The 13,500-nt window shown below is 37.3% G+C and carries 15 protein-coding genes; all 15 read right to left on the minus strand.

Going from position 1 to position 13,500, the window contains the following annotated elements:
- The 15 genes from LL966_RS18280 to LL966_RS18350 all read right to left on the minus strand — a co-directional run bounded on the left by LL966_RS18280 (position 1) and on the right by LL966_RS18350 (position 13,464).
- The gene (locus LL966_RS18280; protein ID WP_229355218.1) at positions 1 to 1,143 is read right to left on the minus strand and encodes a hypothetical protein; all 1,143 of its coding nucleotides are present in this window, start codon (positions 1,141 to 1,143) and stop codon (positions 1 to 3) included.
- A 12-nt stretch (positions 1,144 to 1,155) separates the two neighbouring features.
- Entirely contained in the window at positions 1,156 to 2,019 is an 864-nt protein-coding gene (gene traN / locus LL966_RS18285; protein WP_229355219.1) for a conjugative transposon protein TraN, read from the minus strand.
- A gap of 10 nt (positions 2,020 to 2,029) precedes the next feature.
- On the minus strand, positions 2,030 to 3,316 hold the full coding sequence (gene traM, locus LL966_RS18290; RefSeq protein ID WP_229355220.1) for a conjugative transposon protein TraM: 1,287 nt from the start codon (positions 3,314 to 3,316) through the stop codon (positions 2,030 to 2,032).
- 270 nt (positions 3,317 to 3,586) lie between these two features.
- A complete protein-coding gene (traK, locus tag LL966_RS18295; protein ID WP_229355221.1) occupies positions 3,587 to 4,195 on the minus strand; it encodes a conjugative transposon protein TraK in 609 nt (202 codons plus the stop codon).
- Positions 4,196 to 4,227: 32 nt separating this feature from the next.
- The gene (gene traJ / locus LL966_RS18300) at positions 4,228 to 5,379 is read right to left on the minus strand and encodes a conjugative transposon protein TraJ (RefSeq protein ID WP_394799466.1); all 1,152 of its coding nucleotides are present in this window, start codon (positions 5,377 to 5,379) and stop codon (positions 4,228 to 4,230) included.
- A 49-nt stretch (positions 5,380 to 5,428) separates the two neighbouring features.
- A complete protein-coding gene (locus LL966_RS18305) occupies positions 5,429 to 6,064 on the minus strand; it encodes a TerB family tellurite resistance protein (protein ID WP_229355224.1) in 636 nt (211 codons plus the stop codon).
- 5 nt (positions 6,065 to 6,069) lie between these two features.
- On the minus strand, positions 6,070 to 6,687 hold the full coding sequence (locus LL966_RS18310; RefSeq protein ID WP_229355226.1) for a hypothetical protein: 618 nt from the start codon (positions 6,685 to 6,687) through the stop codon (positions 6,070 to 6,072).
- Positions 6,688 to 6,701: 14 nt separating this feature from the next.
- Entirely contained in the window at positions 6,702 to 7,385 is a 684-nt protein-coding gene (locus LL966_RS18315) for a conjugal transfer protein TraI (protein ID WP_229355228.1), read from the minus strand.
- 13 nt (positions 7,386 to 7,398) lie between these two features.
- Positions 7,399 to 9,867, minus strand: coding sequence for a TraG family conjugative transposon ATPase (locus LL966_RS18320; RefSeq protein WP_229355230.1), 2,469 nt, complete (start codon positions 9,865 to 9,867; stop codon positions 7,399 to 7,401).
- Complete coding sequence (locus tag LL966_RS18325; RefSeq protein ID WP_229355232.1) at positions 9,848 to 10,498, minus strand: DNA cytosine methyltransferase; 651 nt, start codon at positions 10,496 to 10,498, stop codon at positions 9,848 to 9,850. Before LL966_RS18325 ends, LL966_RS18320 begins: the two co-directional genes overlap by 20 nt.
- 34 nt (positions 10,499 to 10,532) lie before the next feature.
- Positions 10,533 to 10,949 (minus strand): DUF4133 domain-containing protein, encoded by a 417-nt coding sequence (locus tag LL966_RS18330; protein WP_317207155.1) that lies wholly within the window; start codon positions 10,947 to 10,949, stop codon positions 10,533 to 10,535.
- Positions 10,841 to 11,179, minus strand: coding sequence for a DUF4134 domain-containing protein (locus LL966_RS18335; protein WP_229355235.1), 339 nt, complete (start codon positions 11,177 to 11,179; stop codon positions 10,841 to 10,843). The genes LL966_RS18330 and LL966_RS18335 overlap by 109 nt, the downstream gene beginning before the upstream one ends.
- 125 nt (positions 11,180 to 11,304) lie before the next feature.
- On the minus strand, positions 11,305 to 11,775 hold the full coding sequence (locus LL966_RS18340; RefSeq protein WP_229355237.1) for a hypothetical protein: 471 nt from the start codon (positions 11,773 to 11,775) through the stop codon (positions 11,305 to 11,307).
- Positions 11,776 to 12,022: 247 nt separating this feature from the next.
- Positions 12,023 to 12,220: a YqaE/Pmp3 family membrane protein gene (locus LL966_RS18345; protein WP_129747049.1), complete on the minus strand. Its 198-nt coding sequence runs from the start codon at positions 12,218 to 12,220 to the stop codon at positions 12,023 to 12,025.
- Positions 12,221 to 12,279: 59 nt separating this feature from the next.
- On the minus strand, positions 12,280 to 13,464 hold the full coding sequence (locus tag LL966_RS18350) for a hypothetical protein (RefSeq protein ID WP_229355239.1): 1,185 nt from the start codon (positions 13,462 to 13,464) through the stop codon (positions 12,280 to 12,282).
- Positions 13,465 to 13,500 lie beyond the last annotated feature (36 nt).

Below are 13,500 nucleotides of genomic sequence, written 5' to 3' on the forward strand. Positions count from 1 at the left end.
CTAAACAGATTTACCCGCTTTTCTTTTGCGGGCTATTGAGTTCTGCTCTTTCTGTGCTGGTTCATCATCATTATCCTTGCTGACATTTTTATCCTTAGATTCCGACTGTTTTTGCTGTTTGCTTTCTCTATGATTGATTCTCTGAAGGCTGCCATCATACACATTTAATGTTTTAAACTGAGGATTGGCCTCTACAAACATTTTACTTTCCACACCATTGACAACAAAAGTTACAGACTGCAGATTTCCTTTCTTAAGTGAGCTCATCAAATTTTCTTTGTAGTTTGGAGTCTGAAGCTCTTTAATAGAATGTTTTTCGAGACTGGCCTCTAAGTCATAGCCATAATTTTGATGAAAATGATTTATTTTAAAATTGCCATTGCTCTCTGATTCTTTAAAATCCATTTTTAACCATGCGTTGTATGATTCCCCTTCCTTGGTTTTAAGATCTTTGTTCACAGAACGGCCTTCCATCAAATTGTAAGCTTCCTTAAGAGTTATACTTGTGCCATCATTATTTATATAAAATGTTTGCTCCAGTCCAGGCTTGTTCTCTTCTTTCTGCAGATTCACATGATAAGAATTAAAAAAGTAAATGTCACTCTGATCTGATTTCTTGAAATTCAATTCAACTGTCAAAGTATCATTGTTTGGCACCCCATTATTCATAATCCCGCTATGGATGATTTTAAAATCCTTATCACCTTTCTGCATGTTCTCTTTAAGTTCTGTTTCAAACGTCTCCCCCATTCCAGTGTATTTTAACTGGTCCTTTAGATATTCTAAATTTTTCTCGTTCATTGTATTTGCATTTAAGTTGTTTTCATTCAATTCATTTGTTTCTTTATACAGATGCATAAAATCATTTACATCAACAGTCTCTATTCGAGAAGTAGCAATAACACTCTGTAGAATTATGTTTAAATCACCGATGAGAGATGTTATTGGAATATTCTTAAAATAATCAACATCATTAGGACCCACAAGGCAATAATCCACTGCAGCCATCGATGTTCTAAAAAACTGAATGGTATCACTGTCAGTAATTAATTTCAAAGGATATGCTGCAAATTGATAACCGTAAGAAACCATCTCTTCCGCGTATGATAACAGCGTTTCAGCATCAGCTACATTTATTTTCATGATATATCTAGTTTAATATTTATCCATGTTAAATGCCTCGATTGGAAATACTTTATCGGTCAGGTTACTGCTGATATCAAGTTCCAAATGTCTTCCACCACTTTTTTCAATTAGCTGAAGTGTGAGATATTTGTTTTCAGGAATAGTAAACTTTTCGAGTGCATAAACTTTTATTACTTCAGACTTATAGGGGATCACAGCGGATGACGTAGTTTGATAAAGCGGCTCAATTTCTATTTCCTGCGATGCAGTACGTTTTGATTTTTTTTGATCCCTGATAAAAAATCGGAACTGATCAATGTCATAGTTAATCTTTGACTTATTTTCAAATACTACCCTCAAATACAAAACATCCTGATAAATAAAAATACCGTTTAGCTCGAGTCTTATCTGATACTTAGATTTGTTGTAACCGCCGATTTTATTCTTTTTAGATAATGCCAGGGAGGCACATTGTTCTATTTTTTTCTGGTTTTCGCTTTCAAGTGAAAATAAAACATCTTTACTGGCAGCAATAGAATTCACGGCTTTAACATTCAAATCCGGACAGTCATCATCATAATTCAGTACAAACACGTATAATCTCGCGTCAGAAGTGACAACAGTCAGGTTGGTCTGAATGAAACACTGTTTAGCTGCCTTAATAAGCAATATGTTCTCCACACCTTTGGCTTTCTGCACCAGTACCTCATCACTTCCTTTATCAATGCTCTTGATTGGATAAGAAAAAACAATACTTGTTGTTTTGGAGTATCCGATCTGGACGCTTTTATATTGGTCTTCGTTGGCTATTGTCTCTTTTACACTCAACTGAGGATAGGCTAAAACAGAAAACAGCAATAAACTCATTTTAAATAAATGATTAATTCTTTTCATTTTTTTCACTTTAAGGTTTTAGATTCTTTTGTTTTTCATCGTACAGAAGTACCTGATATCCTGCTTTAACTATTACTTTGATGAGTTTTACTTTCTTGCTTAAAAGACTTTTTGCCGCCTCTATACCCATTCCTGCTGCCTGAGCTCCCCATGAATCTGTAACACCGTTCAATCCTAAAGTCTGTATCGAACGGTCTGCAGAAGTCTTCGCTACATCCCTGCCGATTGCACCTGGAATATTTATCCCTTCAATTCCATCAATATCATAAACAGCAAGCTGAACTGGGAATATTGAGTTTCGGTATTGCAGATTTTCTATCTTTATTTCAAGTCTTTCCCCTTTCAAAGCGGCAACACCATATAGGAAAGTATTTTTTGGAATTACTGTACCCTGAATTACCGCATCACCTCCGAGTCTTAATTTTATAATTGATCCGTTGACAACAGTCTGGGTTTCATGCACAAATGCTTCCAGTGCATTTTGAGGAGAATCTCCATTTGTTGCATCTTCTACTGTATAAAAAGCATTCTGTTGAAAATTGTTCTCTGCTTTATTTTCCTGAAGTGAAGTAATATTTACTGATGCTTTTTTGCTATCTACGTTATAAACTTTTCCTTTTTTGCTTACTGAATTTTTAAGCAGCTTTTCCGCAACTCTTGAAGGATGTTGGATATCGAGTATGTTTTCAAGCATACCGCTCAATTGCTGCAGTTCGGGATCTGGCTGAGATTCCCCCATAGTAGACATCATTTTTTCTAAGTCCTTGATTTGAGTAGAAACTTCGTTGGATGAACCATCATTCTCAAACTCGCTCATGTCCTGCTCATACTTGTCTACTGTAGATGGCTGACTGATGGCTTTCTGCAACAAATGAAGTTTTTCATATATCTTTTTTTCATTTCTGTTCTGCAGCGGTTCTGAATTTAGCCCTCGACCATTGCTTAAAAAATCTTTTAACCTCACATCGGATTCAGCAAATGGACTCTGAGATTGATCAAGCAGCTTATTATTAGAGTAATTCGGATCTTTTTTAATTTGTTCCTGCAGTTTAATGGAGTCTACCGCCGCCTGGTCATAATAGCTCATTTTATTTAAAGATGAATCTTCCTTAAACTTAGGAATAGGCAGATTAAAATTGAAACCTTTTTTAATTTTATTTTCTGCCGCATCTGTACTCATCTTTCCTCCACCTAATGTGTAAAACAAAATAGATATGAAGGGAAGAGTTATCAATGGCAGCATTAAAAGCATTTTTCTTTTTTTATCTTCTTTCATAGAAATATTTTTTTGTTCCATGTCTTTACTTTTTAAAATGAATTAAATTATTGTTAAAGGCTTTACCATTCTGTTCCCCGACTTAAAAATATCTCAGTTTAAAGCCTCATAAACGATAAATAGAAAATAAGCAGAACTAAATGCAATAAATAATACCAGGAAAAGAATCAGTTGCTTTTTGGAGAATCCTTGCGTAAGAAACTCCATCTTTCGCACCCATTTTTCCTGTAGAAACAGATAGTATCTGTTGTATACAAATGGCGCTTCTCTTTTTTTAAATAGCGATTTCATCTACTTTCTGTTTTCTACACCGAGGTCTTTATTTTCAATAGTATTGAAACGTTCGATTAAAAAGCCGTGAGGATTATTATCACTTCTTGACACATTTCGAAGGCTTCCTTCGGTGATTAGACTTCTTTTTAAAATACTTGTAGTTCGAATTATACTTTGTCTGGCAAAACATTTAAATCGATATGGATAATCTTTTATGTCGATGTTTATGCTGTCTATTTGTACAGTCTGGCTGATATTTCCTGATATGACTCCTGAATAGAATCCATTTTCCTTTAGGTCGTCGTAGATTCTTTTTGCACTTTCATCAGCCAGATATAATGCCTTCGTCACATTTGTTTTAATTACCTTGTCATCAGGGTCAAGGTTAAAGAAAAATTTGTGAAATGTTTTGACATGATCTCTGGCTTCCACTGGTATATTATCCTTCCTTTCAGAAGCATACGCTTCTAGTGCTTTGCCCGCTGCCAGGATATAAACCTTGTCTTGCATTCTGGCTACAGTCTGGAAACTTTTATAAAGCGCAAAACAACAGATAACAACACAGCCCGCAATAACCAGCATTGTAAAGCTTCTTACATATTTAAAAGCTGAATCAATATTCTTCATTTTAGTAAACATCATCTGTTTTTTTAAGTTTATTATGAATTTCCTTTGAGCTTGTCACCCATGTAATTTCCTTTCTCTTGAAAATAGGGAGATGAAGCTGAAGAGGTGGACATACTCTGTGACATCTTCCCTGCCGCATTACCCATGCTGTCCATAACCATTGTAGTTCCTTGTGATGCTTTAGAAATAACCGAGCTGGTTGAACCGCCAAATAAACTCGTAGTCTTTTGAACCAGGGCTCCCCCGCCGCCTGCATGCACTATATAATTAGCCACTGAGGGTACAGTGAAATAGCCAATAATGCCTATTATTAAGAATATCAGGTATGCAATATCTGTTCTGCTGAAGAAAGTATCGCCAGTCGCTTGAACCTGGGAAAGATCTAGTTTCAGCATTAATTCTTGTATCTTTCCAATAATACTTCCAAATATATTGGCAACAGGAAGCCATAAATAGATATTGATATACCTTGCCAGCCATACTGTGAGGGTGTGCTGGAATCCATCAAAGACTGCTATTCCAAAAACAAGCGGTCCCAAGATTGAAAGAACTACCAGTTGAAATGTTCTTAGCGTGTCTATACATAGCGCAGCCGCTTCAAACAATACCCTTAGCACCTCACTCATCCATTCTTTTACTGAATTCCTAAAGCCATAAGATGCTTTTTCCATTGCAAATTTCACATCGTTGCCAATTCCTGCAAGCATACCCTCATCTGAAGGATCAGCGCCGTCGTGCGTATATTTGTACCATCTGTCCCTATCACCGCTGCCAGTCCCGCCAACGTACATTTTCCATGTGTCTGTTTCTTTAATTGCTTTTTCCTTTTCCTTTAAAAGAACAGCAATTGCATTATTCGATCCCGCAGCCATGGCAGCCGTTGCAGTGACAGTTGGTTTCATAACACCGTTGATGAGTCCCAGTACAGATGGAAAAATCATAATACAGAAGCCGATCACAAAAGGTCGGAACAACGGATAAAAATCTATTGGTTCGGCATTGGCGATATGTCGCCAAACCCTTGAAGCTATGTACCAGATGGTACCAAAACCCGCAATTCCCTGCCCCACACCGATAAGATTTGAGCACAAGGGCATCATTTCATCATAAAGCCGATCCAAAACGGAATGAAGGCTCTGCATTTCATCTCCCAATCCCTGAGCAGAACTAAAAAGAGGGATCATCACCAGAATTACAGAAAGGATATTATTTCGAATTGACAGTTTCATACCCTTAGTTTTTAAGTTCCTGTATTGCTTTGGAGGCATAAACATCTTTTTTCTCTTTTGCTCTCTGGAGAAGCAATACGTTTGCAGATGAACTGAAATCTCGCATGAAAAACAGCTTATCCTGCATCTGCAGATAAATAGTATCAATAGCTTCCAATCTCTCGTCGTCCGACATTCTCAACTTATCGGCGGTAATAACCATTGTGAGCTCATCAAGATTCGTGAGGCTTTCACTCAGGATGTTGGCATAAACTTGATCAAAATATCTTATTTCCTTCTCGCTAAAATTCTCACTTTTTGTTAATCTGCCCAGTGCGTTCCTGCTTTCTTTTACCAGCAAAATCTGGTAATTGACAATATCTCCCACCCTTTTGTAATTCTTTACCATTGGACTGACGTGCATCAGGGCATCTAGAAAAGCCTTATGAAGACTGAAGTTTCCCTCGGACATATCTTTAACCGTCTTGTATCCATTAGACAGAAGTTCGTAACCCTTTTTCATATCGCTAAGTATCTTTTTGAACTGCGATAGTTTTTCAATATTCAATATCAGCTGCTGGATTTCTGCTGACTGTGCATTTGATTTGTCCGGTACAAATAAAAAGATGATGATTATTCCTAGAATTAATATCTTTTTCATAAGTTTTAGTTTAATCCATATGAAGCTCTTATACTTTTAGAATCATTTAGATCTGCTCTCTTAGAAAGAGAAAGCAGTTTTGCATCATTGCTGAATGAAGTACAGAAATTGTAATCATCTGTCATTTTTTTGTGCAGCATATCAATCCGTTCAATTCTCTGGTCATCTTTTAGCTCCAGTTTCGAATCAGTTGTGAGGACTAAAAGCTGTTCTAGTGTGTCGTTGCAGCTTTGAAGCAGTCTTACAAAAGAACGTTCCACATAGTCCAGCTCACTTCCATGAAATAAATCGTGCGTTTTTAAACTGACTAAAGTCTCTTTACAGATTTTCAATATCTGAAACTGCAGCGAAATAATTTCTGCTGCTTTGTAGTAGGTTCTGACTTTTGGATTAACTTTTGCCAGAGATGCAAAATAATCACCATGAAGGTTTACTTCCCCTCTTTTGGCATCCCCTATAAAATTGAGTCCTTTTGAAACGGCAGAATAACCTTTTTTCGCATAATCAATATACACCTGAAGTGCTGCAATCTGCAGAAGCAGTTCCTTGCGCTGCTTGGCTTGCGCTTGTAGTCCCTGCTGAAATACAAGTATTAGAAACAAGGATATTAATAATTTTTTCATGATTTTTATCTGAATTATGGTATTCCGTAAAATTCTTTGACAAGATTTACATCTGCTTCTGTTTTTGCCCTCTGCAGACTCAGTAAAACATTCTGCTGATTGAACATAGTAAGATCATCATAATTAGCATCAATCTGGTCAGCAGCCTTATTAATGATTTCCAGTCTTTTCAAATCACTCATCTGGGTAGTGAACGAATCCAGTATCAAAAATATCTGATCGATATTCTTCATGCTTTCTTCTAAAATACCGGTATAGACCTTCTCCATGTACCGAATCTCACTTTCTTTAAAGTGCTTATCCTGTCTAAACAGATTCCATGCTCTTTCGTATTCCTGAACCAGCTTTGTCTGCTTCGCAGTAATTTCTTTTATCCTATGATAATAAGTGATAATGGATTTCACTTTCGCAAGCTCTTCATAATAACCTTTATAAAGGTCTTTCTGCTTTTGCGTCCATTCTGAGATTTCGTCGAGTTTAAGTTTAGAGAGCACATTTTCGACCTGCTTTTGGGCATTCTGAAGCCAAATCGTTTTGTTCTGCAGTTTTTGGATCCGAAGATCAATAGCTTTGATTACTTTCTTTGTCACAGCTTTAACGATTTCCAGTATTGGCAGTGCTGCTGTTTTTTCAGCTGGTCTGACCGGAGTTGCAACCAGCAGAAGACAAATAAAACAACCCGCTAATTTCTTTTTCATTTTCTCTTTTCATTTAATTTCCACTTCGAATTTCCTGAGCCATTGCGGCAATTCCTTTTTTAATGTCCCCGCCGAATTTTTTGGCGTAGGCATTCATTTTCACCTTTTCGCTTTCCTCTGTTGTATAAGCTAAGTATTCCTCTAAAGAAACTTCTGTTCTATACACTTTTGATAGCATACCCCCCAGCGAGATAAACACTTCCTTATATTTCTTGCTGGGATCGTTTGCCTTGTTTACCGAGAGCACGAGCGCTTTCTCTTTTTCAGTCAGTCCCAACAGCTCCTGAATCTGATCAAATTTATTCTGGTATTTGCTTTGGTCTAACAGGATTTTACAGTCACTGTTGTTGATGATAGCCTGTTTTACTACAGGTGATGAAATTATATCTTCCACTTCCTGAGTGACTACTATAGCTTCACCAAAAAATTTACGGACAGTCTTGAAAAGATACTTTATGTATTCGGCCATTCCTTCCTTCGCAATAGCTTTCCAGGCTTCCTCAATTAAAATCATTTTACGTACACCTTTCAGTTTTCTCATCTTGCTGATAAAGACCTCCATAATAATGATGGTAACTACTGGAAACAAAATAGGATGATCCTTAATGTTGTCGAGCTCGAAAACAATAAACCTTTCTTTTAAAAGTTCCAGATTTTCCGTAGCATTTAACAGATAATCAAACTCACCTCCTTTATAATATGGACGCAGTACGTAGAGAAAATTATTGACATCAAAATCCTTTTCTTTAACCTTGTCACTTTCCAGAATGGGAACAAAATCATCTTTTAAGAATTCATAAAAACTATTAAAGCAAGGAAAGGCATCCGAATTGATTTCTAACTTCTCATAATACAGCTGAAGGGCGTTAGAAAGCGCGACATATTCACTACGGTTAAAAGTTTCATCATCTTTCTTCCAAAGAGCCAGCAGCAGTGTTTTAATGCTTTCTTTTTTTTCAGTATCGAGATTATCTCCCTCTGATATGTAAAATGGATTAAAACGAAGCGGATTCTTTTCATCGTAGGTGAAGTAATAGCCGCCAACCATATCGCAAAGCCCTTTATAACTGTGCCCGACATCTACCAGAACAATATGTGTGCCCTGCTCGTAATAACTTCTTACCATATGGTTGGTAAAAAAAGATTTACCGCTTCCTGAAGGCCCTAAAATGAATTTGTTCCGATTGGTGCAGATTCCCATTTTCACAGGCTCGTCGCTTAAATCCACATGAACCGGTTTTCCCGTCAGCCTGTCTCCGAGTCGTATACCGCAAGGGCTAATAGACGATCTGTAGCCAGTTTCCATATTAAGGAAGCATACAGCCTGTTCTGTAAAAGTGTCGAAAGTATCATTCATTGGAAAATCTGCAGCATTCCCCGGCATTCCTGCCCAATAAATCTGGGGTGCACCCACAGTCTCCTGTTTTGCAGCCATATCCATCTGCGCCAGTGCTGATGAAACCTTGTTTTTAATATCTTTTAGTTCTTCTTTATCCGCACTCCAAGCAAGTACATTAAAATGTGCTTTTACAGGGAGTCTCTGCTGGGATATAGCTTCATTAAGAAAATCGTTGGTTGCATCCCTTGCGATCATATTCTCTCTGCTGTAGGCAGACAGCGACTGTAGCCGCAGTCTTTTGCTTTCCAGCTTCTGGATTGTCTTCTGCGCGTCTTCAATGAATATGTACTGGTTATATATATGATTGCAGGACAGCAGCTGTCCAAGGGTCGAAGCAAATCCAATGCTGAACTTTGTCTTATCGGTTGAGTAACGGTCAAAATTGATCCTTGAACCGCAGAGAGCCGGCAGGTCGGCGGCATCGCCAAGCGTAAAAAGCTGGCTGTGCTTGTCTCCTATCTGCATCCCATCCGAAAACTTTAGATCACTGTATACAAAAGAGTTTTCCTTTTCCGATAGAAATACATACTTTTCAATCAGACCGGCCCTCCTGGTCTGGCTTTTCAGCTCATCATTTCGGAGTCTTGTCAAACGGATGAATCCGCTGTCTTCCATGATCCTTTTGAATTGACCAGTGCTGTCAATGAAGTCCTGAAGAAACTGGGATTTAATTGTCTCCTCTGGCACAAGATTATTCCTTATAAGGTTAGAAAACAACGAACTGGAATTTTTCCTTCCTAAAGGCTTCTTGGTAAGCATTATGTAGCAAGAGTGGTCAAGAAAGGGCCTTTCATTGAAAAACCGCTCACTGCTTCTTGTCAAAAAACTGCCGTCTTCATTCTCAAACTCCGCTTTGTAACTGGTCTCCACAAACCAATCCTGCTTGTGGAAAACTGTGAACTTCGGCAGTATTTTCAAAGCCTTTATCCATGACTGGTGAAACGCCTCATACTCATGGTCCGACAGTGTGAAAATCTCGGGAAGATCCGCCTTAAAAACCACGGTCATATCTCCCTGCTTTGATAAAATGCAGTCATGCTGCACGTCCATAATCGGCAAAACATTATCCAACTCCTTTTCCATTTTTCATATTTTTGCTGATCTTCATTTTATTCTCGTAGAGGCTTCTAGCCGTATTCAAGATATGGAGTCCAAGCTGCGGATCCACACAGTTGCGTAGCACCTGCCTTTTGTTTGGGATATTGGATCCCTTTAAGCAGAAACCCATGCGCTCTTCAAGCTCAGGAATCTGTGCATGGCGTATTTTTATCACTGCTTGCAAACCAGCCTCTGGAATCTGAAAGTTCGACCAGAAGAGATGACGTTGCAGCGTCGCATCAGGCGGGATGAGCGGTATGTAGTAAGGCTTGACGTTTTCCACTGCCCACAAACACTCGGCATTATGCCGCAGGAATAAAATTTCCTGATACAGCCTCATGTCGGGAAATACCGCTGGAGTTCCGCGAAATCTGACGCAGATATTCTGTCTGAAGGATGAGTGCGACTGGCACGGCGGCGATGACCAGATAAAATCAAATTCTTTATAATGATCCAAAAGATACTCATGCGCATCACCGACTATTATTGCATCATCCGGAAAATTCCGTGCATAAGCTTCCGCCAATACGAGATCCAGCTCTACGGCAGTGACTGATACATTTTTCCAATTTTTACGGTTTCCTCCAATCCCTGCATATAAGTTCAAGACTTTCATAATCGCTCTTCATTTATCTAACGCCCTATAACTATCACTTAATAAAAACAGCTCTGCTCCGAACCTTCACATTTTTAGGAACCTGTCTTGATGCCAAAGCTTTCATCATCCCGTATTCGCCATAATGCCCGCTCATTTTATAGATTTTGATAACCATCACCGTTCCCGCTGCACCTATCAAAGCCACGCACGTCAAAGAGGGAATGCCGACTATGAAAAGCACTGCAAAAACAATCATCAGTCCTAGTACTCCCCCTCCCAAATACCATATATACTGGGCTTTCAAGCCTTTAAATTCAATTGACTGGTTGATTCCTTTATTAGTCTGATACACACTGTTCATTAGACTCCGAAAAAAGATTTGATAACAGTAGCCACCACAACAAGAAACACACAGCTGCCAAACCATGCTGCGGCCACTTTTCCGGTGTCGGGATCTCCCGCATTCCATTTCTGATATACTTTTACAGCCCCAATAAGGCCAAGAATTGCGCCTACTGCATACATCAGTTCCGTACCGGCATCAAAATAGCTTCTTACTTTCTGATTTGCTTCGTTAATTCCTGCTACGCCGTCTTGTGCATAAATTTTAGTTTCATATACTAACAGTAATACCAAGATGCAATAGGACAATACTCTTTCTTCATTTACTTCCTTTAACTTCCACCAACATTTTTTCATCACACGTCATTTTAAAGATTATTATTAGTTAAAAAGCAGAGGAACACCGCCGTTACAGCTCTATCATCTTGTCACACAAAGCCATACCGCACCAGAGAGAACAGGGGTTATTCCTCCGCTGAGTTTTAAGAAATAGTCTCCTCCCACAGTTGATCCGCTTCGGCAAACGTTAAAGAAAACTGAGGATGCTTTTCGCTTTCGGAGACTATTAAATGATTTACATCTTCACGCAGTGAAGAGATCTTCACATAAGGATATTCTTCAATAACCATTCGCAGGTAATTTTGGAATTGTTCTTTAAACAAGTTTTTCTCGGCACTTTCCTTTATAGCTTGAAGTATTCTGGCGGAAAGTTCTTCTGCATCATCTAAAGTGTCAAAAGATTCTGAAAAAGATGATGACAAACCCGTATGTGTTTTTCTTTGCAGCAAGGATGTAGAACTTGTAGATTTTTTAAACGGGTCATTTCTTTTCTCGCTGGAGAAAAATTCCTTTAAATCGTCTTTATAGAATTTAAGCAGTACTATTAGATACCATACCACTAAGATTACACCGATGACAGTAAGGTAGCTGCCCCATGAAACATTTGCAAACATAGTCTTCTTCATTTATCATTCAACATTCATCTATTCAAATCAAAATCTTAGAGATATGATTTATTTTACATGTCAAAGGAACGACTACAATGAAGCTTCTACAAGTACAACTTTTCTTGTACCCATTTGTACCCCTTGAATTTGTTGGTCAGAAGAAGATAAAATCTACATATTCACACTGATAAATAAAAAAGGCTTCTGCAGTTAGAATAACCACAAAAGCCTTTCAAATAATAATAAGTCGTTTTTATTTTGAGCGCATAGCTTTAATTAATTTCGCATTACGCTTATCAGCTCGAGAATTCTGAAGCGATAAAACCGCCCAGATTGCCGCTGGTATCCAGCCAATCAAAGTAATCTGCAGAATGAGACAAATGATTGCTGTAAAAATCTTACCCCTTAAGAAAAAGGAAAGTGAAGGGAAAAATATTGCTATTAATGTCATAATCTAGAATGTTTAATAATTTGTCGTGAATATTAAGTTTTGTTACGCAGATTGATTATTCAGTATGTCTTAATCTTTTCAATAATTTTTTTAAGTGTCTGGATAGCGATCTCCTTATCCCTGTCCTCAGCATTATAAGATTTACTTCGAACAGATTGATACGAAAGATCTTTTTTGAAAGGCGTAGATAAAAAAGGTACAATAGTTTTAAAAACCAAGTTCATTGATCTTGCTTTTAAAACTCGGGATTCATCACTTGCTCGTAAAATCAAAGCCATTTGATCAGTTGACAGAATGCATTCAACTTTATCATTTGATTTATTAGAGGTTTCGGATGTTGGAATTATCTCATTAATAATCTGTCTCATCTGTCTTTCATAATATAGAATCTCATAATTAAACCAATTGTCAATTGTAGTTTTTATATTCTTCATCATTGGATCAAAAGTGATTCTCTCATTTGAAAATAATTGATTAAAATCTTTATAGCTGCAAAGCAATGTATTGAGTTTCTCTGAATAGTCATCATCGTTATTCGAGTTTCTTGATAATTTAGCAATTAATGTATCCACAAACTTTTTACAATTAAAATTCATCTCAATTAAAATCTTATCAAGAGTCGAAAAGGTACAATTTAGATCATTATTATAATATGCTTCGGATAATCGTTTTAAAAGCAGACGATTATACATAATCTGTCTAAACGAAGCTTTCTCATTCGATGATTGTATTGAATTTGACAATTCATTTATAACAATTCCAATCGTGCTTCTATCCTGCTCCAATTCCAACTGTAATTCTTCTAATGTGCGTAATTTAAGCATTAGTTCTTTTTTTGATACTATCAAATAAGTTATTGGCACTCTTTCGTCGAGGCTTAAATATTGAGAAAATCGATTCTCAACAAAAGAAAGAAGTTCATCTAATGTTGAAATAACTAAATCCAGCACCTTAGCTAAATCATTATTTTTAAACACTTTATTTTTCTTGTGATCAACTGAACTGTCAAGAAGATATATTAAATTAGAATGATACTTACGCACCTGCAGCCGGATCTGCCTCTTCTTAACTAACAAGAAAATTTCATTTTTTAAACGAATTTGTATTTTCTCCGCTTCTATTTTGACACTTTCCGAAATACCAGCAATATCAATATTTGATAAAACGGTGAGATCTGACTTGTTAGGATTTAAGCTGTGCAAAATTAGGGTATCTAACCATTCTAAGGGATATAAAGTATTCATAGTACAGTTGTTTATATAGTAGGCAAGACAACGAAA

The organism is Flavobacterium chungbukense, from assembly GCF_020805785.1.
Taxonomy (GTDB): Bacteria; Bacteroidota; Bacteroidia; order Flavobacteriales; family Flavobacteriaceae; genus Flavobacterium; species Flavobacterium chungbukense.

Excerpts from the sequence above, each read along its gene's own strand:
- LL966_RS18280 (WP_229355218.1), bottom strand. The coding sequence starts at position 1,143 with ATGAAAATAAATGTAGCTGATGCTGAAACGCTGTTATCATACGCGGAA.
- traN (WP_229355219.1), bottom strand. The coding sequence starts at position 2,019 with ATGAAAAGAATTAATCATTTATTTAAAATGAGTTTATTGCTGTTTTCT.
- traM (WP_229355220.1), bottom strand. The coding sequence starts at position 3,316 with ATGGAACAAAAAAATATTTCTATGAAAGAAGATAAAAAAAGAAAAATG.
- traK (WP_229355221.1), bottom strand. The coding sequence starts at position 4,195 with ATGAAGAATATTGATTCAGCTTTTAAATATGTAAGAAGCTTTACAATG.
- traJ (WP_394799466.1), bottom strand. The coding sequence starts at position 5,379 with ATGATCCCTCTTTTTAGTTCTGCTCAGGGATTGGGAGATGAAATGCAG.
- LL966_RS18305 (WP_229355224.1), bottom strand. The coding sequence starts at position 6,064 with ATGAAAAAGATATTAATTCTAGGAATAATCATCATCTTTTTATTTGTA.
- LL966_RS18310 (WP_229355226.1), bottom strand. The coding sequence starts at position 6,687 with ATGAAAAAATTATTAATATCCTTGTTTCTAATACTTGTATTTCAGCAG.
- LL966_RS18315 (WP_229355228.1), bottom strand. The coding sequence starts at position 7,385 with ATGAAAAAGAAATTAGCGGGTTGTTTTATTTGTCTTCTGCTGGTTGCA.
- LL966_RS18320 (WP_229355230.1), bottom strand. The coding sequence starts at position 9,867 with ATGGAAAAGGAGTTGGATAATGTTTTGCCGATTATGGACGTGCAGCAT.
- LL966_RS18325 (WP_229355232.1), bottom strand. The coding sequence starts at position 10,498 with ATGAAAGTCTTGAACTTATATGCAGGGATTGGAGGAAACCGTAAAAAT.
- LL966_RS18330 (WP_317207155.1), bottom strand. The coding sequence starts at position 10,949 with ATGGAATGCGGGAGATCCCGACACCGGAAAAGTGGCCGCAGCATGGTT.
- LL966_RS18335 (WP_229355235.1), bottom strand. The coding sequence starts at position 11,179 with ATGAAAAAATGTTGGTGGAAGTTAAAGGAAGTAAATGAAGAAAGAGTA.
- LL966_RS18340 (WP_229355237.1), bottom strand. The coding sequence starts at position 11,775 with ATGTTTGCAAATGTTTCATGGGGCAGCTACCTTACTGTCATCGGTGTA.
- LL966_RS18345 (WP_129747049.1), bottom strand. The coding sequence starts at position 12,220 with ATGACATTAATAGCAATATTTTTCCCTTCACTTTCCTTTTTCTTAAGG.
- LL966_RS18350 (WP_229355239.1), bottom strand. The coding sequence starts at position 13,464 with ATGAATACTTTATATCCCTTAGAATGGTTAGATACCCTAATTTTGCAC.